24 protein-coding genes and 2 pseudogenes are annotated in these 20,829 nt (G+C 69.5%); 12 read left to right on the plus strand and 14 right to left on the minus strand.

What is annotated here, in order from left to right; genetic code table 11:
- Position 1: 1 nt before the first annotated feature.
- Positions 2-1,276, minus strand: coding sequence for an MDR family MFS transporter (locus HCJ93_RS21580; RefSeq protein WP_167997430.1), 1,275 nt, complete (start codon positions 1,274-1,276; stop codon positions 2-4).
- A gap of 198 nt (positions 1,277-1,474) precedes the next feature.
- Here HCJ93_RS21580 and HCJ93_RS21585 point away from each other — a divergent pair, with 198 nt between their 5' ends.
- Positions 1,475-2,236: a phosphoglyceromutase gene (locus tag HCJ93_RS21585; protein WP_167997431.1), complete on the plus strand. Its 762-nt coding sequence runs from the start codon at positions 1,475-1,477 to the stop codon at positions 2,234-2,236.
- Between the two features lie 80 nt (positions 2,237-2,316).
- Here the strand turns inward: HCJ93_RS21585 and HCJ93_RS21590 are convergent, their stop codons facing one another.
- From HCJ93_RS21590 to HCJ93_RS21635, 10 genes are all read right to left on the minus strand, one after another.
- Complete coding sequence (locus tag HCJ93_RS21590) at positions 2,317-3,564, minus strand: tyrosine-type recombinase/integrase (protein WP_167997432.1); 1,248 nt, start codon at positions 3,562-3,564, stop codon at positions 2,317-2,319.
- Positions 3,564-3,803 carry a helix-turn-helix transcriptional regulator gene (locus HCJ93_RS21595; protein ID WP_093845636.1) on the minus strand — a complete coding sequence of 80 codons (240 nt, stop codon included), beginning with the start codon at positions 3,801-3,803 and terminating at the stop codon, positions 3,564-3,566. The genes HCJ93_RS21590 and HCJ93_RS21595 overlap by 1 nt, the downstream gene beginning before the upstream one ends.
- Entirely contained in the window at positions 3,796-5,091 is a 1,296-nt protein-coding gene (locus tag HCJ93_RS21600) for a replication initiator (RefSeq protein ID WP_167997433.1), read from the minus strand. Before HCJ93_RS21600 ends, HCJ93_RS21595 begins: the two co-directional genes overlap by 8 nt.
- Before the next feature lie 153 nt (positions 5,092-5,244).
- Complete coding sequence (locus tag HCJ93_RS21605; protein ID WP_129839395.1) at positions 5,245-5,490, minus strand: SpdD protein; 246 nt, start codon at positions 5,488-5,490, stop codon at positions 5,245-5,247.
- A 25-nt stretch (positions 5,491-5,515) separates the two neighbouring features.
- Entirely contained in the window at positions 5,516-5,710 is a 195-nt protein-coding gene (locus tag HCJ93_RS21610) for a hypothetical protein (RefSeq protein ID WP_055690856.1), read from the minus strand.
- A 15-nt stretch (positions 5,711-5,725) separates the two neighbouring features.
- On the minus strand, positions 5,726-5,917 hold the full coding sequence (locus HCJ93_RS21615; RefSeq protein WP_167997434.1) for a mobile element transfer protein: 192 nt from the start codon (positions 5,915-5,917) through the stop codon (positions 5,726-5,728).
- A gap of 12 nt (positions 5,918-5,929) precedes the next feature.
- Complete coding sequence (locus HCJ93_RS21620) at positions 5,930-6,589, minus strand: DUF2637 domain-containing protein (protein ID WP_167997435.1); 660 nt, start codon at positions 6,587-6,589, stop codon at positions 5,930-5,932.
- An 88-nt stretch (positions 6,590-6,677) separates the two neighbouring features.
- On the minus strand, positions 6,678-8,057 hold the full coding sequence (locus HCJ93_RS21625) for an FtsK/SpoIIIE domain-containing protein (RefSeq protein WP_167997436.1): 1,380 nt from the start codon (positions 8,055-8,057) through the stop codon (positions 6,678-6,680).
- Positions 8,057-8,413: an SCO3933 family regulatory protein gene (locus HCJ93_RS21630; RefSeq protein ID WP_167997437.1), complete on the minus strand. Its 357-nt coding sequence runs from the start codon at positions 8,411-8,413 to the stop codon at positions 8,057-8,059. The genes HCJ93_RS21625 and HCJ93_RS21630 overlap by 1 nt, the downstream gene beginning before the upstream one ends.
- A 155-nt stretch (positions 8,414-8,568) precedes the next feature.
- Positions 8,569-9,354: a GntR family transcriptional regulator gene (locus HCJ93_RS21635; RefSeq protein ID WP_093845629.1), complete on the minus strand. Its 786-nt coding sequence runs from the start codon at positions 9,352-9,354 to the stop codon at positions 8,569-8,571.
- A 107-nt stretch (positions 9,355-9,461) separates the two neighbouring features.
- On the opposite strand from HCJ93_RS21635, the gene HCJ93_RS21640 reads away from it, so the two are divergent.
- From HCJ93_RS21640 to HCJ93_RS21670, 9 genes and pseudogenes are all read left to right on the plus strand, one after another.
- On the plus strand, positions 9,462-9,869 hold the full coding sequence (locus HCJ93_RS21640) for an NUDIX hydrolase (RefSeq protein WP_093769033.1): 408 nt from the start codon (positions 9,462-9,464) through the stop codon (positions 9,867-9,869).
- Positions 9,870-9,915: 46 nt separating this feature from the next.
- A complete protein-coding gene (locus HCJ93_RS21645; protein ID WP_167997520.1) occupies positions 9,916-10,350 on the plus strand; it encodes an ATP-binding protein in 435 nt (144 codons plus the stop codon).
- Positions 10,344-10,691, plus strand: a complete 348-nt coding sequence (locus HCJ93_RS21650) for a hypothetical protein (RefSeq protein WP_167997438.1) — start codon at positions 10,344-10,346, stop codon at positions 10,689-10,691. The genes HCJ93_RS21645 and HCJ93_RS21650 overlap by 7 nt, the downstream gene beginning before the upstream one ends.
- Positions 10,688-11,020, plus strand: a pseudogene (locus HCJ93_RS29620) (hypothetical protein); the annotation flags it as partial. The gene HCJ93_RS21650 and the pseudogene HCJ93_RS29620, both read left to right, overlap by 4 nt.
- Positions 11,021-11,222: 202 nt before the next feature.
- On the plus strand, positions 11,223-11,972 hold the full coding sequence (locus HCJ93_RS21655) for a hypothetical protein (RefSeq protein WP_167997439.1): 750 nt from the start codon (positions 11,223-11,225) through the stop codon (positions 11,970-11,972).
- Positions 11,929-12,177, plus strand: a pseudogene (locus tag HCJ93_RS30225) (helix-turn-helix domain-containing protein); the annotation flags it as partial. The gene HCJ93_RS21655 and the pseudogene HCJ93_RS30225, both read left to right, overlap by 44 nt.
- 75 nt (positions 12,178-12,252) lie before the next feature.
- The gene (locus HCJ93_RS21660) at positions 12,253-13,104 is read left to right on the plus strand and encodes an ImmA/IrrE family metallo-endopeptidase (RefSeq protein WP_240967745.1); all 852 of its coding nucleotides are present in this window, start codon (positions 12,253-12,255) and stop codon (positions 13,102-13,104) included.
- A gap of 1,366 nt (positions 13,105-14,470) precedes the next feature.
- The gene (locus tag HCJ93_RS21665; protein ID WP_167997441.1) at positions 14,471-15,451 is read left to right on the plus strand and encodes a hypothetical protein; all 981 of its coding nucleotides are present in this window, start codon (positions 14,471-14,473) and stop codon (positions 15,449-15,451) included.
- A gap of 311 nt (positions 15,452-15,762) precedes the next feature.
- Positions 15,763-16,275: a hypothetical protein gene (locus HCJ93_RS21670; RefSeq protein WP_167997442.1), complete on the plus strand. Its 513-nt coding sequence runs from the start codon at positions 15,763-15,765 to the stop codon at positions 16,273-16,275.
- A 70-nt stretch (positions 16,276-16,345) separates the two neighbouring features.
- On the opposite strand, the gene HCJ93_RS21675 is transcribed toward HCJ93_RS21670, so the two are convergent.
- A complete protein-coding gene (locus HCJ93_RS21675; RefSeq protein WP_167997443.1) occupies positions 16,346-16,762 on the minus strand; it encodes a DUF2000 domain-containing protein in 417 nt (138 codons plus the stop codon).
- A 50-nt stretch (positions 16,763-16,812) separates the two neighbouring features.
- Here HCJ93_RS21675 and HCJ93_RS21680 point away from each other — a divergent pair, with 50 nt between their 5' ends.
- On the plus strand, positions 16,813-17,715 hold the full coding sequence (locus HCJ93_RS21680; RefSeq protein ID WP_167997444.1) for a helix-turn-helix domain-containing protein: 903 nt from the start codon (positions 16,813-16,815) through the stop codon (positions 17,713-17,715).
- Positions 17,716-17,777: 62 nt separating this feature from the next.
- Here the strand turns inward: HCJ93_RS21680 and HCJ93_RS21685 are convergent, their stop codons facing one another.
- On the minus strand, positions 17,778-18,344 hold the full coding sequence (locus tag HCJ93_RS21685) for a type III secretion system chaperone family protein (RefSeq protein ID WP_167997445.1): 567 nt from the start codon (positions 18,342-18,344) through the stop codon (positions 17,778-17,780).
- A complete protein-coding gene (gene mshA, locus HCJ93_RS21690; RefSeq protein ID WP_167997446.1) occupies positions 18,337-19,674 on the minus strand; it encodes a D-inositol-3-phosphate glycosyltransferase in 1,338 nt (445 codons plus the stop codon). The genes HCJ93_RS21685 and mshA overlap by 8 nt, the downstream gene beginning before the upstream one ends.
- 290 nt (positions 19,675-19,964) lie before the next feature.
- Between mshA and HCJ93_RS21695 the strand changes: the two genes are divergently transcribed.
- Positions 19,965-20,756 carry a class I SAM-dependent methyltransferase gene (locus HCJ93_RS21695; protein WP_309141471.1) on the plus strand — a complete coding sequence of 264 codons (792 nt, stop codon included), beginning with the start codon at positions 19,965-19,967 and terminating at the stop codon, positions 20,754-20,756.
- Positions 20,757-20,829 lie beyond the last annotated feature (73 nt).

Below are 20,829 nucleotides of genomic sequence, written 5' to 3' on the forward strand. Positions count from 1 at the left end.
ACTAGCCAGGGCGCACCGACCCGGGCCGCTCCGTCCCCCGCCTGCCCTTGGCGGCGTCGTCCGCCGGCTCCTCCTTCGGCAGCCGGCGCGCCAGCACCGCGTACCCCACGCCCGCGACGGTGCCGAGGCCCGCGCACGCGCCCCACAGCCATCCGGCACCCGCCCGGTCGATGACGAAGCCCGACATCAGCGGTGCCATCAGGGCCGCCACCGCCCAGGACATGGTGTACATCCCCTGATAGCGCCCGCGCCCGTGCACCGGGGACAACCGCACGACGAGTCCGGTCTGCGTGGGCGCGTTCACGATCTCGGCGAGCGTCCACACGCACACGGTGAGGGCGAAGACGCCGACCGACCCGGCGAAGGCGGTGAGGCCGAAGCCGTACCCGGCGAGCACCGAGGAGATCACCAGCAGCCGTGCGGGGTCGCGGTGCTGGATGAACCGGGTCACCGGGATCTGCAGCGCGACGATGAGCACGCCGTTGACCGCGATGGCGAACCCGTAGTCGGCCGGGGAGAACCCGGCCAGGCCCATCGCCACCGGCAGCCCCACGTACGCCTGCTGGAAGATCAGCGCGATGAGGAAGGACAGACCGACGACGCCCATGAACCGGTGGTCGCGCAGGACCGTGCCGAGCGAGACCGAGTCCTCCCGGGCGATGGTCTCGGCGCTGCGCACCGGCCGCGACTCGGGCAGCTTCACGAACACCACGACCGCGCACACCAGCGTCATCCCGGCCTCGATCAGGAACCCGGCGAGGTAGCTGTGCTCGGCGATGAAGCCGGCCGCCATCGAGGAGACGGCGAAGCCGAGGTTGATGGCCCAGTAGTTGAGGGAGAAGGCGCGGATGCGGTCCTCGGGCCGCACGATGTCGGCCATCATCGCCTGCACGGCCGGCCGGGAGGCGTTGGAGGCCATGCCGACGAGGAAGGCGACGGCGGCGATGGCGACCGGGTGGTGCACGAATCCCAGTGCGGCCACGGACACGGCGGTCGCCACCTGTGCCACCAGCAGCGTGGGCCGGCGCCCGAGCCGGTCCGTCATCACCCCGCCGCCGAGCGACGAGATCACGCCGCCCAGCCCGTGCAGCGCGGCGACCAGCCCCGCGTAGGTGGCCGAGTAGCCTCGGTCGAGCGTCAGGTACATCGCCAGGAAGGTGGCGACGAAGGCCCCGAGCCGGTTGACCAGCGTGCTGGTCCACAGCCACCAGAACGCCGGGGGCAGCCCCGCCACGGTCTCCCGTACCGCCCGCCTGGCACGCACGACGGCAGACATCAAACCCCCCGGCTGGACGGAAAGGCTCCCGAGGGATCCGCAACGGGGAACCCCGAAAGGGCCGTAAGTGGCATAAACAGCGGACACAACTTACAAACCCGCCCGCGGCCGGGACCACTCGATTAACGGATCCCGTCAACCGTCCGTCCAGCGGGCAGCCCGCGCGGGGGACACAGGCCGTGGATTACGCTCGGCCCCATGGCCGACGCACCGTACAAGCTGATCCTCCTCCGCCATGGCGAGAGCGAGTGGAACGAGAAGAACCTGTTCACCGGCTGGGTGGACGTCAACCTCACCCCGAAGGGCGAGAAGGAGGCGACGCGCGGCGGCGAGCTGCTCAAGGACGCCGGTCTGCTGCCCGACGTCGTGCACACCTCCCTCCAGAAGCGCGCCATCCGCACCGCGCAGCTCGCCCTGGAGGCGGCGGACCGCCACTGGATCCCGGTCCACCGCAGCTGGCGGCTGAACGAGCGCCACTACGGCGCCCTGCAGGGCAAGGACAAGGCGCAGACGCTCGCCGAGTTCGGCGAGGAGCAGTTCATGCTGTGGCGCCGCTCCTACGACACCCCGCCGCCGCCGCTCGACCGCGACGCCGAGTACTCCCAGTTCTCCGACCCGCGCTACGCGGCTCTCCCGCCGGAGCTGCGCCCGCAGACGGAGTGCCTCAAGGACGTCGTCGTCCGCATGCTCCCCTACTGGTTCGACTCGATCGTCCCCGACCTCCTCACCGGTCGCACGGTCCTGATCGCCGCCCACGGCAACAGCCTGCGCGCCCTGGTCAAGCACCTGGACGGCATCTCCGACGCCGACATCGCGGGCCTGAACATCCCCACCGGCATCCCCCTCTCCTACGAACTCGACGCCGACTTCAAGCCCCTCAACCCCGGCGGCACGTACCTCGACCCGGAGGCCGCGGCCGCGGCGATCGAGGCCGTGAAGAACCAGGGCAAGAAGAAGTAAGCCCGCACGAATAAGCCCCCTACCTGCGGGTTCTCCGCCGGGAGGGGGCTTTTCGCTGCCTCTGGGCCGTCTCTGGGCCGTCAGGTGCGGGACGACTCCGGTCGGGCCGTGTCGAAGACGGCGGCGACCGCCTTGCGGGTGCGCTCCTGGCTGGACGGCAACAGGTGCGCGTACACGCGGAGCGTCAGGCCCGGGTCCGAGTGCCCCAGGTACTCGGCAAGAGCTTTGATGTTCTCGCCCGCGTCCAGGAGCACCGAGGCGTAGAAGTGGCGGAGGGCGTGCATGCCGTTCTCGCGCGACTCCGCGTACGGTCGACCTCGCTCGGGCACAGGGATGACGCCAGCCGCAGCCAGCGCTGGCTTCCACGCCTCCTCATTGAGCGACGTACGCCAGACGTGCCCACCGCGCGGTCCGGTGAAGATGAGCCGCTTGGTCACCGGAGGACCGTCGGCGACCTTCCACGGCAAGGTGATCTCGACCGGCGGGAACCGCTTCATGTGCGCCCGCAGCGCATCCGCGACGGGACCAGGAAGCGGCACGTCCCGCAGCTTGCCGCCCTTCGGCGGCGCGAACACCGGCTTGCTGCGGCTCAACTTCAGTTGTTGGACCACGTGGAGCGTGTCCGAGGCGAAGTCGATCGCATCGACGGCCACGCCTAGGATCTCGCCCTGGCGAAGCCCGCAGCCGCCGCCCAGGTCGACCATGGCTTGATAGCGCTCGGGCATGGCGGCCCGGACGGCGAAGACCCGCTCAGGCGTCCAGGGCACGATGCGCTTGTTGTCGACGGTCGGCGGGCGGACAGACCGAGCTGCACAAGGGTTCCGGGGAAGGTGCCCGTCGTCCACGGCCGCGCTAAGCGCCGCGCGCACGTTGGAGTAGATCGTCCGGGCGTACGACCCGCGGACGCCGTTCTCCTGCAACTTCCTTACCCAGTCGCGAATGTGCGCCGGCTGGAAGGAACCGAGCGGACGTGAGCCGAGGTAGGGGAAGGCATGCAGCCGTAGCTGCGACTCCATCGAGGCTTGGGTGTTCGGATCTGCGCCCTGCGTGGCGACCCAGCGCTCGGCGTACTGCTGGAAGGTGATCCGAGCCGCGCGCGGGTCGATGTACTGCCCGCGCGCCATGTCCGCTTCGATGTGCGCCAGCCACTGATCAGCGAGCCGCTTCTGACGGTCGGGGAAGCTCTTGGACTTCTCCGTGCCGTCCGGGCCGACGTAGCGAGCGCGGTAGCGCAGGCCGGACCCGTAGCGCTCAGTCTTGACCCTGCGCGCCTTCCCATCCGGGCCGGTCTCGGTCCGGTACCACCGGTCCTGGATGTGCCCAGCCATCAGGCAACAGCCCCTTCCCGCAGGGACTCGACCCAGGCTTGGACGTCCGCAGGGTCGTAGCGGAGGTGCCGGCCAACCCGGAAGCCACGGGGTCCGGTGCGCTTGCGGCGCCACTGGTAGACCGTCTCGACGCTGGGCAGGTCGAACATCGCCACGAGGTCGTCAGGAGTCAGGTACCGCGACGGCAGGCCACGCGGCTCGGAGGCCGCTTCTGCGACAGCGAGGCGTCGGCTACCCATGGGTGGGTTCTCCTTCCGTTCCGGGGGCGGGTTCGAGGGTTTCGGCGAGCCAGGCTTCGGCGTCGGTGAGGCCGGTTCCGGCGTAGACCCAGTGCGCGAGGACGAGGGTCGTGTCCGGGTCGGTCCCGTTCGCTGCCAGGGCCTGTGCGCGGCGCCATTCGGCGCGGGCGTCGCGGAGGGCGCCGAGGGTGGTGGAGTAGCGGCGGGACTTGGTGGAGAAGTGGCCGCGGAAGCCGAGCATGTGGGCCCAGGCCCGCAGGCGGAGGTGTTCGAGGTCCTTGCGGGCGCCGAGGGTCCAGGCGGTGCGGATGAGCCGGCGGGCGTGGTCGCTGATGTCGAGCTGGGCGAGTTCGGCGAGGAACCTCAGCGGCCGGTCGAGAGCTCCCGTGGCGGTCTCGGCGCCCTTGGTGGCGTACTTGGCGATGTAGGCGGCGACGGCCCGTTCGGTCAGTTCCTGGCCGCCGTCAAATTCGGCCGAGCGGATGGTGCGGACGTCGAGCTGTCGGCCGAAGGCGAAGGCGTGGGCCCGGCCGTCGAGGACTGGGCCGTCCACGCGGGCGGCGGTGGCGGCGGCCCGGATGGCGTCGGTCAGCAACTCGGCGGTGGCCCAGGCAGGAGGCGGGGTGTCGCCGCCCTCGGGGCCGTCGATGCGGATGACGGCGTGGAAGTGGACGGCCCCGCGCTTCTGGTACTCGGCGACCTTGGCGAAGGACACCCGGGCGTACTCGCGGAAGGCCCGCTGGGTGAGGCCGGCGCGCTTGGCGACCTCCCGGCGCAGGTAGATCGAGAAGCGCCGCCACAGCAGACCGGCGTGCGCGTTCCAGAGCACGGCCGCTTCGTAGTCGTAGGTGTCCGGGTCGAGCGGGGTGCCGAGGGCGGGGTCGTCCTGGTCGTGGAGCGCGCCGCAGCGGCAACGGCGGACCGAACCGGCCGGGCCGGTGGGCCGGTTGTGGACCGGGCCGAAGCCCGGCGCAGTGAAGGTGGCGAAGACGCGCGGGTGGGTAGCGACGCGTTCGGGGACGCCCTTGCCGCCGCGCAGGCCGGAGGTGATCAGGTGAAAGGTGTCGCGGCGGTACACCTCGGCGCAGGCCGCGCACCGGGTGGTGCGGCGGTTGTTGCAGCGGACCAGGAGGTGACCGGCCGGGAGGCTGGACGAGTCGAGGTGGTGGAGGACGTTGCCGATCTCGCCGGTGCGGGTGTCGACGGCGTACTCGGTGCGGTGGCCGTCGAGGCGGATCGGGTGCGTGCAGCCGCCGAGGCCGGCGAGTTGGCGCAGGAGTGCGGGCATGGTGCCGAGGGCGGCCAGTTCGCCGAGTTCGTGGAGCGGGGGCGGAGTGGCGCGGGTGATGATGGCTTTCTCCTTCTGGTTCGGCTGGAGGGAGACGACCCCCGGGGCGGCGGATGCTTGGCGGTATCGAGGCCGCCCCGGGGGTCCGGTGCGTCAGCGGCGGTGCTGGTCGCGGAGCAGCGAGCGCAGGACCACGGCGGCGACGGCCACAGAGACGGCCGTGACGGCGACGGCGGCCAGGAGCGCGGTCAGCACGACGCCGCCGACGAGGACGGCCGCGACCGCTCCGGTGCTGACGGAGATCTGAGGGACCGGCCGCCGAGCGGGCATCTGGTCGACCACGGTGTGGGGGTGCGCGGGCGGCGGTGTCGGGCTGTCGGGGTACTTGGGCAGGAACACGGCGAAGCTCTCCTTACCTACTCGTCTAGTCATGTGAGCCGTTGACGATGTCCACGCCAGAACGCGTGCCGGACTCGATGGCGGGGGCCATGAAGGTGTCCGAGAGCCAGAAGCCGAAAAGGGCGATCAGGACGACGATCCATGTGCGGACGCCGAGGAACTTGACCGCTCCCCAGGCGAAGAAGCCGAGGAGGACGACGAGCGGCAGGCTGACGGTCACGGTGTACGGGTCCTTTCAGCTGACGGGGCAGCGGTGGGTACGGGCGGCCAGCTCGGCGGCGGCGCGGCTGTCGTAGTCGGCGGAGAAGCCGCAGCGCGGGGCCGTGCAGGCGGCGGTGTGCTTCTCCCGGCCCCGGCCGTCGTAGGACGTGCCGACCTGGACGGGGCCGATGCGGGTGACGGAGCGGAAGCGGCGGTTGGCGCTCACGCGGGTCTCCTCTCAGAGCTGGGCGGCGATGGCGTCGGCCATGGGCGGCGGGACGCCGAGGCGGGCGCGCAGGGTCGGGGTGTCGATGGCCTTTCCGGTACGGGCGTGGTGCTCGGCGGCGACTTTGCGGGCGTGCTCGACCAGGGCGGCCGGGACGGCGACCGGCAGCGGGGCCGGAACCGGGGTCGGTGCCGACTCGACTGCCGGAGGCGTCGGAGGCTCCGGTGCGGGCTCGGGCGCGTCCTCCTGGTCCTCGATGTCCTCGGGCGCCTCCTGGCTCACGGCGTCACTGGTCTCGTCGTGCGTGGTCGGCGGCGAGTGGACGAGGAGGGTTCCGCCGAGGAAGGCGACCGCGGGCCAGCCCGCGACGAGGATGCGTAGCCAGGCCGGCACGTGGCCCAGGTCGAGCAGTCCGGCGGTGGCGACGTTCGCGCCCAGGGACGCGGCGAGGGCGATCAGGAACCAGCACCACCCGGCCGCTTTCGCGTCGCCGGAGCGCAGTCGGCGCCAGGCGGCGACGAGCAGCAGGTCGACCGAGACGGGATAGGCCCACGCCTTCCACCCGTCCTGTCCGGCCGCCGAGGCGACGTCGTGCAGGTGGGCGAAGGACAGCGCGGCGGCGATGACCGCTTGGACGAGCACCGCGTCGACGCGGGCCAGGTGGGCGCGCATGCTGCGGCTCCTTCCGGGTTCGGGCATGGGAGGGGTAGGGACATGGCGTGAGGCGGTCACGCCGACCGGGGATGCGTGCGGACGCGGGTCAGTCGGTCACCGGGCGGGGCCGCACGACCGGGCCCGGTGTCTCGACGGGCGGTCGTACGGGAACGTCGGGCCGGAAGGGCTTGAGCGCGGGCAGGTCGGGGACCAGGGGGGCGAACTCGCGGCAGGTCTCGGCGGCGTCGCCGAGGGAGAGGTACGGCGTGCGGATGCGGGACCAGCCGCCGGAGGTGTCACCGGCCACGGCGAGGCCGGGCCGTTCGGGGGCGATGGCGCAGGCGGCCGAGACCGCCTCGGGGGCGATGTCGCCGAGCGCCATCTTGGCGGAGGCTTCGTCGTTGACGCGGTGGCAAACGCGGCCGGTCAACTGGGCCCGCAGCATGGTCGCGCCCTTGCCGAGTTCGGCGCCGAAGCGCTGGCCGCAGACCTCCAAGTAGATGCCGGCGGCCCGGCCGAGCTGGGCGAGCCGGATGAGCTGGGTGACCATCTCGTCCCGGCGTTCCTCGTCCTTCTTCGTGGCGACGAGGAAGAGTTCGGCCACCTCGTCGACGAACAGCACGACAGGCGCCGGGCGTTCATGCTCGGGCAGGCCCCAGATGTCGGAGGTGATCTCCTCGTCCGGCGTGCTCGGCGCGATGCCCTGCCGAGCCTTGATCAGGTCGTACCGGTCCTCCATTTCCTTGATGAGCACGGGCAGCAGCTCGGCGGCCTGCTCCGGGTCGGTGGCGAGCGCCGACAGGCGCGGGGCGAAGGGCGCCAGTTCCACGCCCCGTTTGCAGTCGATGCCGACCAGGGCGACGGGTTGGCGGGCGAGGCCGGCGACGAGGTGACGCAGGTACATGGACTTGCCGGACAGCGTGGCGCCGAGGGTGAGTTGGTGCGGCACGGTGCGGTAGTCGCGTACGAATGGAGTGGCGTCCTCGCGCAGCGCGACCGGCACCCGGAGGATGTCCGGGCGGAGCTTGCGCGGCATACGCACCCGCCGCAGCACGTCGAAGCCGACGAGCCGCAGTTCGACCACGCCCGGCTTGATCGTGGTCACGTAGACGGCGTGGACGCCCCAGGCGTGCCGCAGCCGTTCGGCGGAGGCGGCCACGTCGGCGGGTTCCTGCCCCGGGGCGAGCCTCAGGCGGACCCGCAGTCCCGTCGTGGTCGGGCGGATGATCCCCCGGCGCGGCGGTACGGGCCGGACCTCACGGCGGGTGGTGGCCTTGACTGCCAGGACCCGCAGCCGGGAGGGGGCCACGGTCAGCCCGCACGCCTCCATGACGGAGCCGTAGGAGCTGAGCAGTCGGACCGTGGACACCGGTAAGCCGACCATGGACCAGTAGACGCCGGGGTGTCGCGCCCGGGCGTAGGCGGCCCCACCGCCGAGCGCGGCGACGGGACCTCCCACCTCCAGAAGCGTTGCCAGGTCGGTCATCAGGCCGACACCCCCATGGCGGCCGGGAAGGCGGCCGGAGTGACGGCGGCGGCCCGGAAGGCGATGCCGTGCCGCTGCTGGCCGTTGAACACGCTCTCCCACGGCCGTGCGACCAGGCCCGGCAGCGAGACCGGGGCACCGAGGGCGAGCCCTTCCGACACCCCGCTCTCCGGAACGGTCACCTTGATCAGGGACGACTCCCCCTCCTCGATGTACACGACGCCGATGGTCATCAGCGCCTCACCGCTGACGGCGTCCTTCGCGATCTCGCCCGACTGCCGGTCGCGGACCTTGGGCTCGGGCGCCTCGGTCAGCAGGATCGTCGCGGCCGAGGTCTCCACACGGATGGTGCGCAAGGTTTCTCCCCATCTACTCGTCTAGACAAGATGCATCCTTCGAACCCGGCGGCGCCGGGAACGGGATCACCCTGCCACACAACTTGCCCACTCGTCTATACGAGTATGCGTGTCGGTGTGTACGAGTCCGGAGAAGTGGCCTCGCGCACCGCCGATCAGGTCGCCGGAAGCTGGTAGGAGAGGACGTAGGCGTCGGCCGCCATCACCGTGTCGCAGACCTCCACGGCCCGTCCCGAAGTGTCGAAGGCGGTACGGATCAGGTGGATCACCGGCACGCCGGAGGCCAGTTGGAGCGTCTTCACCTCGGACGGCGAGGGCATCCGGGCCCGGATCTCCTCCTCGAAGTGGTCGAGCTGGTGGCCCAGTTCCTCGAGACGGGCGTAGATGCCGCCGGGGCCGGGGTTGGGCTCGGCGATCTGCGTACCGCGGGCGATGTCGAGCGGGAGGTAGGACGTGGCGAACTCGACCGGTCGGCCGTCGAGCAGGTACCGGCGACGCCGGGCGAGCACGCGCCGCACGGAACCGAGCCGGGTGGAGATGTCCTGGCCGGCCTTCTCCTCCTTCACCTCCAGGCTGTCCACGGTGGGGTGACTGCCGGCGGCGTCGGCCTCCACGATGAACGCGGACTTGCCCTGTTCGCGGTGGCGCCGGGCGAACCGGTCGGAGGCGAGGCGGCGCACCGGAGGCCGGGGCCGGACGAAGACGCCCCGGCCGTGCTCGGCGTGCACCAGGCCCTCGCCCTGGAGGATCGAGAAGGAGTTCCGGACCGTCATCCGGGAAACCCCGTAGTGCTCGACCAGCTCAGCCTCGGAGGGCAGCTTCTCCCCTTCCTTGAATCGCCCACGGTCGATGGCCTCGCGCAACTGGTCGGCAATCTGCCGGAAGACCGCACGATCACTGGTCGGGTCAAGGCCGCCGAGAATGCTCGGTAGAGACGCCATGCGTACTCCTTTAGGTATCTAGACGAGTGGGCGAGTTTTGTTGCTACGGTGGAGAGCCTAGTCAGCCGAGAGGGCCGAGGAACGTGAGCACAGAACGCCCGCACTCCGTGAGCGTCGCCGGGGTCATCGTCGATGACCAAGGCCGGGCCCTCCTGATCAAGCGCCGCGACAACGGCCACTGGGAACCCCCGGGCGGAGTCCTCGAACGCGAGGAGACCATCCCCGAGGCCCTTCAGCGCGAAGTCCTCGAAGAGACCGGCATCAAGATCGAGCTTCCCGCGACCCTGACCGGTGTCTACAAGAACATGACGGGCCTGATCGTCTCCCTCGTCTTCCGCTGCCAGGCGGCCGACGGCACTCCCACCACGGGAGACGAGACCCGCGCCCTGCACTGGGCCACCCGCGAAGAAGTCATCGAACTCACCGACGAGGCGTACGCGATCCGCGTGCTTGACGCACTCGACGCGGCGTCCCCGCCGGCCGTCCGCGCCCACGACGGCGTGAAACTCGTCTAGCCCGAACCCGCTGCACATGGCGGCCTACCAGCATGAAGGAACTTGTATGCACGAGTATACGAGTAGCGCCCGGGTCTGGGGGCTCAGTTGCCCAGGTTTCCCGGAAGAGGTCAGCAGGGCCCGCCGCTGGACCCGCGACATCCTGCGGGGATCGCCGTTGGCCGAGGACGCCGAGCTGATCGTCAGCGAGCTGAGCGCGAACGCGATCCTCCACACGGCCAGCGGCCATCAGGCGGGCAGCTTTCACTTGGCCTTGGCGGTCTCCGCGCAAGTGATCGCGCTCTCGGTCACGGACGACGGAGGCACTGGCACTGCCCCGAAGGTCGAGCACCGGGACCAGGACGCCGAACACGGCCGAGGCTTGGATCTGGTCAGCGTTCTCGCGCACCGGGTCATCGTCCACCGCAGCCAGGCCGGCCACACCGTCACCGCGGAACTGTTCGCCGCACCGCGAGGATCGGCAGGAGGACACCCGTGCTGACGTACACGCATCCCGAGGCCCTGGACGTGGGCAGCCAGCCTCTCCCCTACCAGTGCCGGGCCGCCGCCTACCCCCTGGATCAGGTGCGCTCGATCCCGCTGGGATCACACGACGCAGCGAGCCCGCGCCTGGCCCTGCGCTGGTTACAAGAGCGCGCCCGCCACATCACCGACCAGCTCGATGCCGCGTACGCACGGCCGGGACTGCACTGGCTGACGGACGAGGCGGAGCACGAACGCGCCCTCGCCTACATGGCCACAGGCACGGGATACCAGCTCACCCTCTACGACGAGGGCACTCGCTACGTGCTCGCGGTCTACCCACCGGGGGCGGCCTCATGAGCGCACCCATCCGCGGCTACTGGTGCGAGTGCTGGACCGAGGACCTGACCTCTGCGGAAGGGCCAACGCTCCTGGCATCCTTCGACACCCGCTCGGCACCGCAGGCGGACCGCTGGATCGCTGTTGCCCTGCGCACCATCTCACCAGCGCTCGACTCCGACGCATCAGACGAGGCGTGGGCATGGCTGTACGAGGGGCGAGTCGAGACCAGGCAAGCTCTCCTGCGCTCGGAACCCTGCACAGTGATGTGGTTACGCATGCCAGCACCCGCATCACATGGACGGTTTCGCCCAACTCTCTTCCTGCCGCTCGTACACCGAGGAGGAGCCGTCGCCGACTGCGGGTCCGTTGTGGCGTGCGTGGGGAGCTCCCATCCCGTACGCCGTCGACCCAGGCAGAGCCGAGCAGACGCGGCCCCTGGCGTCCAGGTCGTTCGTACAGTGGCGCGCTCCACCTGGACGCCAGGAACCACGCCCGCTCCACGGTGTGTGGGTCGACGGCGTACGGGATGGGAGCTGGGGAGGTTGATGGGTGGAGGTCTTCGGCAGTGACAGAATCGAACTGACATGCGATGATGGCCTAGGTTTCAAAAATGGCGCCTCGGATGAGGTATGGTTTTTGAAATCAAGGTTGTCTGGAGGGGCTGTGCAGAACCTGGATCCTGAGTGGTGCGAAGAGCGGCTGACGCAGCTCGACTTCTCGGTTGATCTCTTCTACGGCGCGCTTGACCTGGCCGCCGCAGATGTCCGTACTTGCACTGATTTTGATGCGCCGGCCATGCGTGGCTTCATGTTCTGGAGCCGCACCAACCGGTACATCGCTGAAGGTCTCGACCCGGAAGGCTGGCAGCGCACCTCCAGGGATAGCATCCTCCGGATGATCCACCCCAGCATGAGTCACGCTGTGACGGCTATCAGCGCCAAGGGGGGCGTGGGGGACCTCAACGCCAAGGTTCGGTCTAAGAACCCGAAGGGTGCAGCAATGGCCCGCATGGTTGAGAAGAACGGGCAGTTCGCTCTTCTCAGCCACGACGAGGTTCTCTACGGTCGCGAACTCGACCAGATCCCGACCTGGTGCCTGCTGTACGAGTGGGACAAGGGAGTGATCTCTGCCGAGCTGTCCCTGCCGATCAAGATGAACGGGAAGTTCGTCGATGAGTGGCAGGAGCGCATCCCGCTGCGGTTGCCCGATCTGGGTGACCCCGGCGCGGACATCGCGCTTCTGGACGACCCGGGCGATGGCAGCGGCCCGGAAGTTGTCGTGGAGCTGCTGGGGGGCTAAACGGTATGTAGGAGTGCGGACGTGGGAGCTGAGGAAAGTGTTCACCCCAGAACGACTGGTCGTTGCCCGCAAACGACGGCGAATGACTCTAGCAGAGTTGGCTCAACGGTCTGGAGTATCGGCGCAGAGCATCACTGCGTTTGAGAATCACCGTAAGGTGCCCTCACCGGAGACGATTTCTTCTCTAGCGTCCGCACTCCATTATCCTGTCAGCTTCTTTGGGGCACCCGCGCCGGCACAGTTGCAGCTGGACGCCGTTAGCTTCCGTGCCCCTTCAAAGATGACTGCCGCAGAACGTGATAGCGCCCTGAGTTCGGGAACAGTAGCCGTTGCTCTGAATGAGTGGATGGAGGGCTTGTTCAAGCTTCCATCCGTTAACGTGCCAACATACCCGCACTTGACGCCCGAGGCTGCAGCAGAGCAGGTCCGTGCCGCATGGGGACTCGGAGAAGCACCGGTACCAAACGCCCTACATTTGATTGAATCAAATGGGGTCCGCGTATTCTCGCTGCCATCCGACTGCCTCGACATCGACGCCTTTTCTACCATCAAATACGGCACGCCGTACGTTTTCTTGAACACACGGAAGACAGGCGAGCGGGGGCGATTCGATGTCGCCCACGAGCTCGGCCACCTTGTGTTGCACTGTGAGCACCGCATCCCCCACGGCCGCGACTCGGAGGGCGAAGCGAATGACTTCGCGTCGGCCTTCCTTATGCCCCGTGCAGGCGTCGTTGCGCAACGGCTACACAATGCGTCTATCGACCGGATACTGAGCGCGAAGCGCAAGTGGGGAGTGTCGGCCATGGCACTCACCTACAGGTTGCGCAAATTGGGCCTACTTTCTGAATGGCGCTACAACCAAACCGTAAAGGAACTGGCGCGTCGAGGCTATCGCCGTGCAGAACCTGATTCCTCACTGGTTCGCGAGAGCAGCCAACTATTGGTGAAGGTATTTGGCGCCCTCCGGAAGCCGCTAAATATGACGTTCTCGGAGCTTGCAGAGGAGCTCAATATCTATCCTGACGAGCTGAACGAGTACGTCTTCGGGTTGGCACCTATCGGAATCCAGAGCGGTGGAGAACCATCAGCACCGGCACGACCGAAGCTGAAACTCGTTAGCGGGGGGTAGCGAATAGGGATGGGCGACACAACCGCAAACCATCCAGTAGCTATCACTGTCTGTTGAATCATGAGCTCGAGGCCGAGGGGGACATACGTGTTCGGTAGTCAACGGAGCTTGAATAGCTTCAAGGTCGGAGACAAAGTGACAGTCTCACTGCCGAGCGACAGGCCCATATACCACCAGGGCTCACACGGGACCGTTGTCTCGATAGGCACCAAGCGGGTGCACGTAAGGATGGACGTAGCCGCGTTCGAGGGGCACGACGGGGAGGTTGCGAACTTCCTCCCTGGTGACCTAGAGCCGGGACACGTCGGGACGCCCCGTAGCTCAGACCGTATGAAAGAAGCCGTCAACGCCATGCAACTTGGCGTCGCATCGGACGTCGTGTCGGTGGCGTTGGAGGCCGGCGTCATCACGGCTGACCAAGGAGACCAGATCAAGGCCGCGTGGGCTAACCACTTGCGGAGCTGAACAACGACGGCCGGATGCGCCGTTCATGAGCCTCTAGCGGGGCTCCTGGAGCTACGAATTAATCAGACTGGCCCGTGCCCTACCCGTGCCCGATCGTGCGGTGAACCGCAGGGATTCACGGGCAAGGCCGGTAGCCCGATGTGAGAACGGCCCCTGACCAGATGCCAAGGTCAGGGGCCGTTCTCTGTTGAGCCAGCGGAGGCGGTGGGGTTCGAACCCACGACGACGTTGCCACCGCAACGGCTTTCAAGACTGTTCTGATCGGATGTCCCCGCGGCTAGCCGTCCGCGTACGGGGCGATATGGTGGGAGAAGCGGAGGGGCGCCGCTCGAGCGACACCCCTCCCTGTTTGACTTCAAGAGGTCACTTCTTGCCGGAACGCCTCTTCGGAGTCTCTACCACCGTGGTACGCGGGTGAGCTTTCGCATAGCTCTTGGTCACGTACCGGCCGGTTACGGCGCTCCGGGCCTTACTCCCGGAGCTGCCACCGCTTCCCTTCTTGGCCATCATTCACCTCCTTCACATCAGGCCCATGACGGTCAACTCCGATTGTATGAGGGCCCACTGACAACAGCGGGTCGGAAACGGGCAGCACAGACAGCTAAGTTGACTCGTAGGGTCCAGGCGACCAAGCCGAGCAACAGGAGATCACCCGCCCCGGCGTGCCAGAACCGTGCCAGGTCAGGCGGGAAACCACGGGGAATAGCCGTGACCCGGCCGCCAGTCAGCCAAGATCGGTGGCCGCTTCGCCGCAGGTCAGCCCAGTAATCGGCCGTAAAAGACCCAAGCTTCCCAAGCTGAGAGCGCGGTTCGCAGAGATGAGTACAGCGCAGAGGCCCAATTGAGCTGCCCGGCCGTTGGCTTCTCGCTACCCTCGCGTCACGAGGGATAGGGGGAAGGCGTGCGAGCGACGGACCAGGAGAAGGCTCACATCAGGGCCTACGTCGAGGACCAAGCCCAGGAGAAGGTCGTGCATCTGGAGAAGGCCGCCTCTGAACTGGTGGGCCCAGTACGGCACGACATCTGGGACGTGCACTGCGAAGACAGTCGATGGTGGGTCGTAACCAACAGCACGAACCTGTACGACCAACGCGACTTCAAGAGCCGAGACGTTGTCCTGACCTTCCACGTTGGACTCATGCTTCGGATGTCGTACCTCCAGGAGCGACAGGTGCCACTCGCACCCGACGAAGCCGAGCTTCTGCCAGGCTCTTGGCGTCGGTGGGAGCAGGCGTTCGAGGCTTATGACAGTGGAGATGAGGCCGAGAACTTCCAAGCCGTGGGTGTGCGTCTTCGCGAGTGTCTGGTCTCCTTCGTTGGAGAGACGCGTTCGGATCAGCTGGTACCGGCCGGCAAGGACCGGCCGAAGGATGCCGACTTCCGGGCGTGGTCTGAGCTGTTGGCGAACTACCTGGCAGCTGGGGCTTCCGCTACAAAGCTCCGCTCGTATCTCAAGAAGAGCGCTGCAGAGACCTGGGAGTACGTCAACTGGTTGACCCACGCGAAGCGGGCAGTTCGGACGGACGCTGAGATCGGTCTGAAAGCCGTTGAGCACCTGTTGGGTGTATTCACGGCGGCTCGGGTGCGACTCGCCAACTCCGTCAAGCGCTGTGACGAGTGCGAGTCCTACAGCGTAGTGGCAGGGACTTGCAGACATTGCGGGTGGACGGACGAGAGCTACGAGCCGCCCGAGTTCGAACCGATGTCAGAGGACGAGCGGGAGAGGCGCCTGGCGACCCCATGCACGCCAAGCTCTGACATCTCGACGTTCATGAGTCCTGACGATCTTCTGCGGGCGGAGGCGACCAATGGCCGGGCCGTCTCTGGGCCGTCCGAGGTGACTCAAGACCACTCATCAACGGCCAGCGATGACAGTAGCTGAGCAAGCCCGTGGTCTCCTGACCAGCAAAAACCCAGCTCACCAAGATCCCCGGCAAGACCCAGGGCAAGAAGAAGTAGCCCGTACCACCACCGGTACTGATCAAGCCCTCTGCCCACAGGGCCCCTGCGGGCAGAGGGCTTCCGCTGCGGCACGGCGGGACGGCCGTCGTCAGAGTGGGAAGCTGCGACGGCTCCCCACGGCCCCGCCACCGTGATCCGGTGATCTAGGGTGTGCCGATGCAGCCCTCCCCGTCGCCGCGGATACCGGCGAGCGAGCTGCGGCCCGGTCGTCACTGGTACGTGACGGCGGCCGTGAGCTCTGTCGTGTCGATCGTGCTGGGCATGGTCATCGCCGTCCACCAGTTCAAGAGCGTCATCGACGCCGTGGACACGGGCAACCGGTTCGCCGAAGGGAAGACCGTCACCCTGCGGCTCGATCCCGACGACGAGAAGGCGATCTGGCTCGAGGACAGGATCGGCCCGTCCCGCCCCACGTGTGAGATCTCCGGTCCGGGCGACCCCGCGCTCACCAGCCCCGGCATCGACGTGTTCCTCACCCGCGACGAGACCTGGAACCCGCTCTACACCATCGAGGTGTCGCAGGCCGGCGACTACCGCATCACCTGCGACTCCGAGAGGCCGTCGGAGTTCGCCATCGGGGACCTCGGCGGCCTGGTCGCCCTGGGAGGCCGGCTGGTACTGGCCGTTCTCCTCCCGCTGTTCGGCGTGGGCGCCGGCATCGCCGTCGTCCTGATCACCGCGTTCCGCCGCAGGGGTCACCACAAGCGGCTGCTGGCCGAGCGCTACGGCTCCGGCGCGATGTGAGACGTCGTCACCTCCGGTCCAGACGCCCGAGAAGCCTCGGCCGGTGGCCCGGCCGCGGTCCCGGGGACGCTCACGGGTGCATCCGTGCTCCCTTGAGCACCTTGTCGACCGCGTTCCGCGGCCCGTAGACCGCGAGTCCCACCAGGTCCAGGTCCTCCGTGCGCACCCCCTTCACCGCCGCGCGGTTGTCCGTGTCGTTGCCCGTGGTGAAGAGGTCGCCGGTGAAGACCGCGCGGGGCAGGGCGCGGGAGAGGGCCTTGGCGTGGGCGGACGCGAGGGTCTCCTTGGTGCCCTCGAAGACCAGCACCGGCTGGCGGAACATCGGCAGGTAGGGGACGCCGTCCGCGTCCTCGTAGGGTTCGCCGATCACCTCGGGGAGACGGGTGCCGAGGCCGCTGACCAGGAAGGCGGTGACGTTGAGGCGCTGCCAGGTCGCCAGGTCCTCACGCAGCAGTACGGCGATCTTGGTGTCGAAGCGCGTGCTCATGCCGTCGAGCCTGCCCGGCGGCCCTTGCGGCGGTCTTGTACGTTTTTTGCATGGGCGCGCAGACAGCCTCCCGGCCCAGCGAGCAGCCGGCCCCGCGGCAGACGGTCGCGGAGCAGGCGCCATGCGGACCAGGGGCTGCCCTGCAGCGGCAGCAGCAGGTCTCCGCCTGGCGGCCCCGTGTGCCCGGTGTCGCCGAGGTGTTCCACGCCCGCTTCACCGAGTACGCCTATCCGATGCATGTGCACGACGCCTGGACGCTGCTGATCGTCGACGACGGCGCCGTGCGGTACGACCTGGACCGGCACGAGCACGGCACCCCGCACGACACGGTGACGCTGCTGCCGCCGCACGTCCCGCACAACGGCGCGCCCGCCACGGCGGACGGCTTCCGCAAGCGGGTGCTGTATCTGGACGGCGGTGACGGCGGCCGGTTGGACGACCGGCTGATCGGGGCGGCGGTGGACCGGCCCGAGGTGCGGGATCCGCTGCTGCGGCAGCGGGTGGCGCAGGTGCACGCCGCGCTGGTGCATCCGGGCGACGAGCTGGAGGCGGAGAGCCGGCTGACGCTGATCGGGGAGCGGCTGCGTGCGCATCTGCTGTCGCAGCAGGACGCGCCGGCGCCCCGGCGGGATCCGGTGCTGGCGCGCCGGCTGCGGGAGTTGCTCGACGCGCAGGTGGTGGAGGGGCTGACCCTGGAGGAGGCCGCACGGCAGCTGTCGGCCCATCCCGCCCATCTGGTGCGTGCGTTCAGCGGGGCGTACGGCATCGCCCCGCACCAGTACCTGATGTCCCGGCGGGTGGGGCTGGCCCGGCGGCTGCTGCTGGAGGGCGGTTCACCGGGCGAGGTGGCGGTGGCGGCCGGCTTCTACGACCAGGCACATCTCACCCGGCACTTCCGCAGGCTGGTGGGGGTCACTCCGGGGCGTTACCGCCGTCGCCCGCGGGGGCGCTGACGGACCGGCGTTCCGTGGCACCCGCGCCGGCGCGGTTCCCCGGAGGCCGGCCGTCGCAGAGGCTAGTCCCCGGAAGCGGGGGCGCCCTCGGCGCCGGTGTCGTCCGAGCGCCGGGTGAGGTGGGCGAAGGCCTCCAGGTTGCGGGTCGGCTCGCCGCGCGAGACCCGCCACTCGTACTCCTTGCGGATGGCGGTGGCGAAGCCCAGCTCCAGGATAGTGTTGAAGGCGCCGTCGGCCGCCTCCAGGACCTGGCCGAGCAGGCGGTCGATCTCCTCGGGGGTGACCGCGGCCAGCGGCAGCCTGGCGGTGACGTACACGTCGCCCATCGGATCCACGGCGTAACTGACGCCGTACAGCTTGAGGTTGCGCTCGAGCAGCCAGCGGTGGACGCCGGACTCGTTCTCGTCGGGGTGGCGGATGACGAAGGCGTTCAGCGACAGCGAGTGGCGTCCGACGATGAGGGAGACCGTCGTGGACAGCTTGCGGGCGCCGGGGAGGGTCACCACGAAGGAGCCGGGGGCCGTGGTCTCCCATTCGAGGCCGGCGTCCTTCAGGGCCGCCTCGATCACCTGCGCGGCTCGCTGATCGTCCTGGGCCGCTCTCCGGTCGTCCTTCTGATCGTCAGCCATGGTGCGAGCGTACGTGACGGCGGTGGGCCTGGGCCGCGGCCGTGTACACGTCGGCGGTGGCGGCGGCGGCCGTGTCCCAGCCGAAGGACTGGGCGTGCCGGGCGGCCGCGGCGCCCATGCGGGAGGACAGCTGGGGCTGGTCGGCGAACTCGCGCAGGACGCGGGCGTAGGCGGCGGGGTCGTGGCCCTGGATCAGGAAGCCGGTCTCTCCGTCCCGCACGGCGACCGGCAGGCCGCCGACGGCCGCGGCGAGCACCGGTGTTCCGGTGGCCTGGGCCTCTATGGCGACCAGGCCGAAGGACTCGCTGTAGGAGGGCATGACCAGCACGGAGGCGGCGCGGAACCAGTCCGCGAGCTGCTCCTGATCGACCGGCGGATGGAAGCGCACCACGTCGGCGATGCCCAGGCGGGCGGCCAGCTTCTGCAGCCCCTCCGGCTTGGCGAGTCCGCTGCCGCTGGGGCCGCCGACCACGGGCACGCACAGCCGGGAGCGCAGTTCGGGGCGCTCGGCGAGCAGCACGGCGACGGCGCGGAGCAGCACGTCGGGGGCCTTGAGGGGCTGGATGCGTCCTGCGAAGAGCGGGATCAGCGCGTGCTGGGGCAGGCCGAGGCGGGCGCGGGCGGCGGCGCGGCCGTCGGCGGGGCGGAAGCGGGCGAGGTTCACGCCGGGGTGGACGACGGCGACCTTGGCGGGGTCGGCGCCGTAGTGGTGGACGAGCTCGCCGGCCTCCTCGTCGGTGTTGGCGATCAGCCGGTCGGCGGCGGCGACGATCTGGGTCTCGCCGATGACGCGGGCGGCGGGCTCGGGGGTGTCGCCGTCGGCCAGGTTGGCGTTCTTGACCTTGGCCATGGTGTGCATGGCGTGCACCAGCGGCACGCCCCAGCGCTGGGCGGCGAGCCAGCCGACGTGGCCGGAGAGCCAGTAGTGGGAGTGGACCAGGTCGTAGTGGCCGGGGCGGTGGCCGGCCCAGGCCTGCATGACGCCGTGGGTGAAGGCGCACAGCTGGGCGGGCAGGTCCTCCTTGGCGAGTCCCTCGTAGGGACCGGCGTCGACGTGCCGGACGAGGACGCCGGGGGCGAGGTCCACGGTGGGCGGGAGGGCGGCGGCGGTGGCCCGGGTGAAGATCTCGACCTCGATGTTGATGGCGGCGAGGCGCTGCGCGAGTTCCACGATGTAGACGTTCATGCCGCCGGCGTCGCCGGTGCCGGGCTGGTGCAGCGGTGAGGTGTGCACCGAGAGCATCGCCACCCGGCGCGGCCTGCGGTGCAGGCGAAGCCGGTGGTGGGCGGTGGCGGAACGCCTGCCGAGCCTGGCGATGTACTGGCTCACGGGGCGTTCCTCCTCGCTGCGGGCAGGCGTGGCTGCGGAGGGGGCACGGCTCCTCCGGTGGGTGAACAGCGGAAGGGCACGCTCCCATTTCCGTGCAGCCACCACGGGACGCTTCTTTGCCGAATCATTACCGGCCATCGCTCAACCGTTCGAGATCGGGGTGCGTGGGCGCCGGGGCCGAGGGCGGGCGCTCCGCCGGGTCCGCGTACCCCCATACCCTCGTACGTATGACAGCCCGCGCCCTCCCCCTCCCCCATGCCCGGCCCCGGTCGCGCGGGAGGGCCCCCGTCGTGGGGAATGTGACGCGGGGAACCACCAACCCCAACCGGCTGCGCCGCATGGACCGCTGGATCACGGCCACGCACGGCGCCGAGCTGCGCCGCGCCGCCGATCCGATCGCCGTGGACCTCGGCTACGGCGCGGCCCCCTGGACGGCGGTCGAACTGCTGCACCGGCTGCGCGGGACGGCACCCCGCACCCGTGTGGTGGGCGTCGAGATCGAACCGGCCCGGGTCGCCGCGGCCCTGCCCTACGAGCGCGAGGGCCTGCGCTTCCGGCACGGCGGCTTCGAGATCCCCGTCTCCGGCCGGCCGGTGCTGGTCCGGGCGGCGAACGTGCTGCGCCAGTACGAGGAGTCCGAGGTGGCCGGCGTCTGGCAGCGCCTGTGCGCGCGTCTCGCGCCCGCCGACCCGGCGACGGGCTCCCGCGGCGGACTGCTCGTCGAGGGGACCTGCGACGAGATCGGACGCCGGCACGTATGGGTGGCCCTCGGCCCCGAGGGGCCGCGCACGGTCACCTTCGCGACCCGGCTCGCCTCCCTCGACCGCCCCTCCGACCTGGCGGAACGCCTGCCGAAGGCGCTCATCCACCGCAATGTCCCGGGTGAGCCGGTGCACGCCTTCCTGCGCGACTTCGACCGCGCCTGGGCCGCCGCCGCGCCCTACGCCTCCTACGGCGCCCGCCAGCGCTGGATCCGTGCGGTCCACGCCCTCTCCGCCGACTGGCCGGTCACGGACCGCCCGGTGCGGTGGCGGCAGGGGGAGGTCACGGTGCGCTGGGAGGCACTGGCGCCGCGCACCTGAGCGCGTCCGGGGGCGGGTGACCCGGCTGAACCCTCCGAGGGGCGGGTGGCCCGGCGCGCAACACCCGTCGGCG

This window comes from Streptomyces composti, from assembly GCF_012034205.1.
GTDB lineage: Bacteria > Actinomycetota > Actinomycetes > Streptomycetales > Streptomycetaceae > Streptomyces > Streptomyces composti.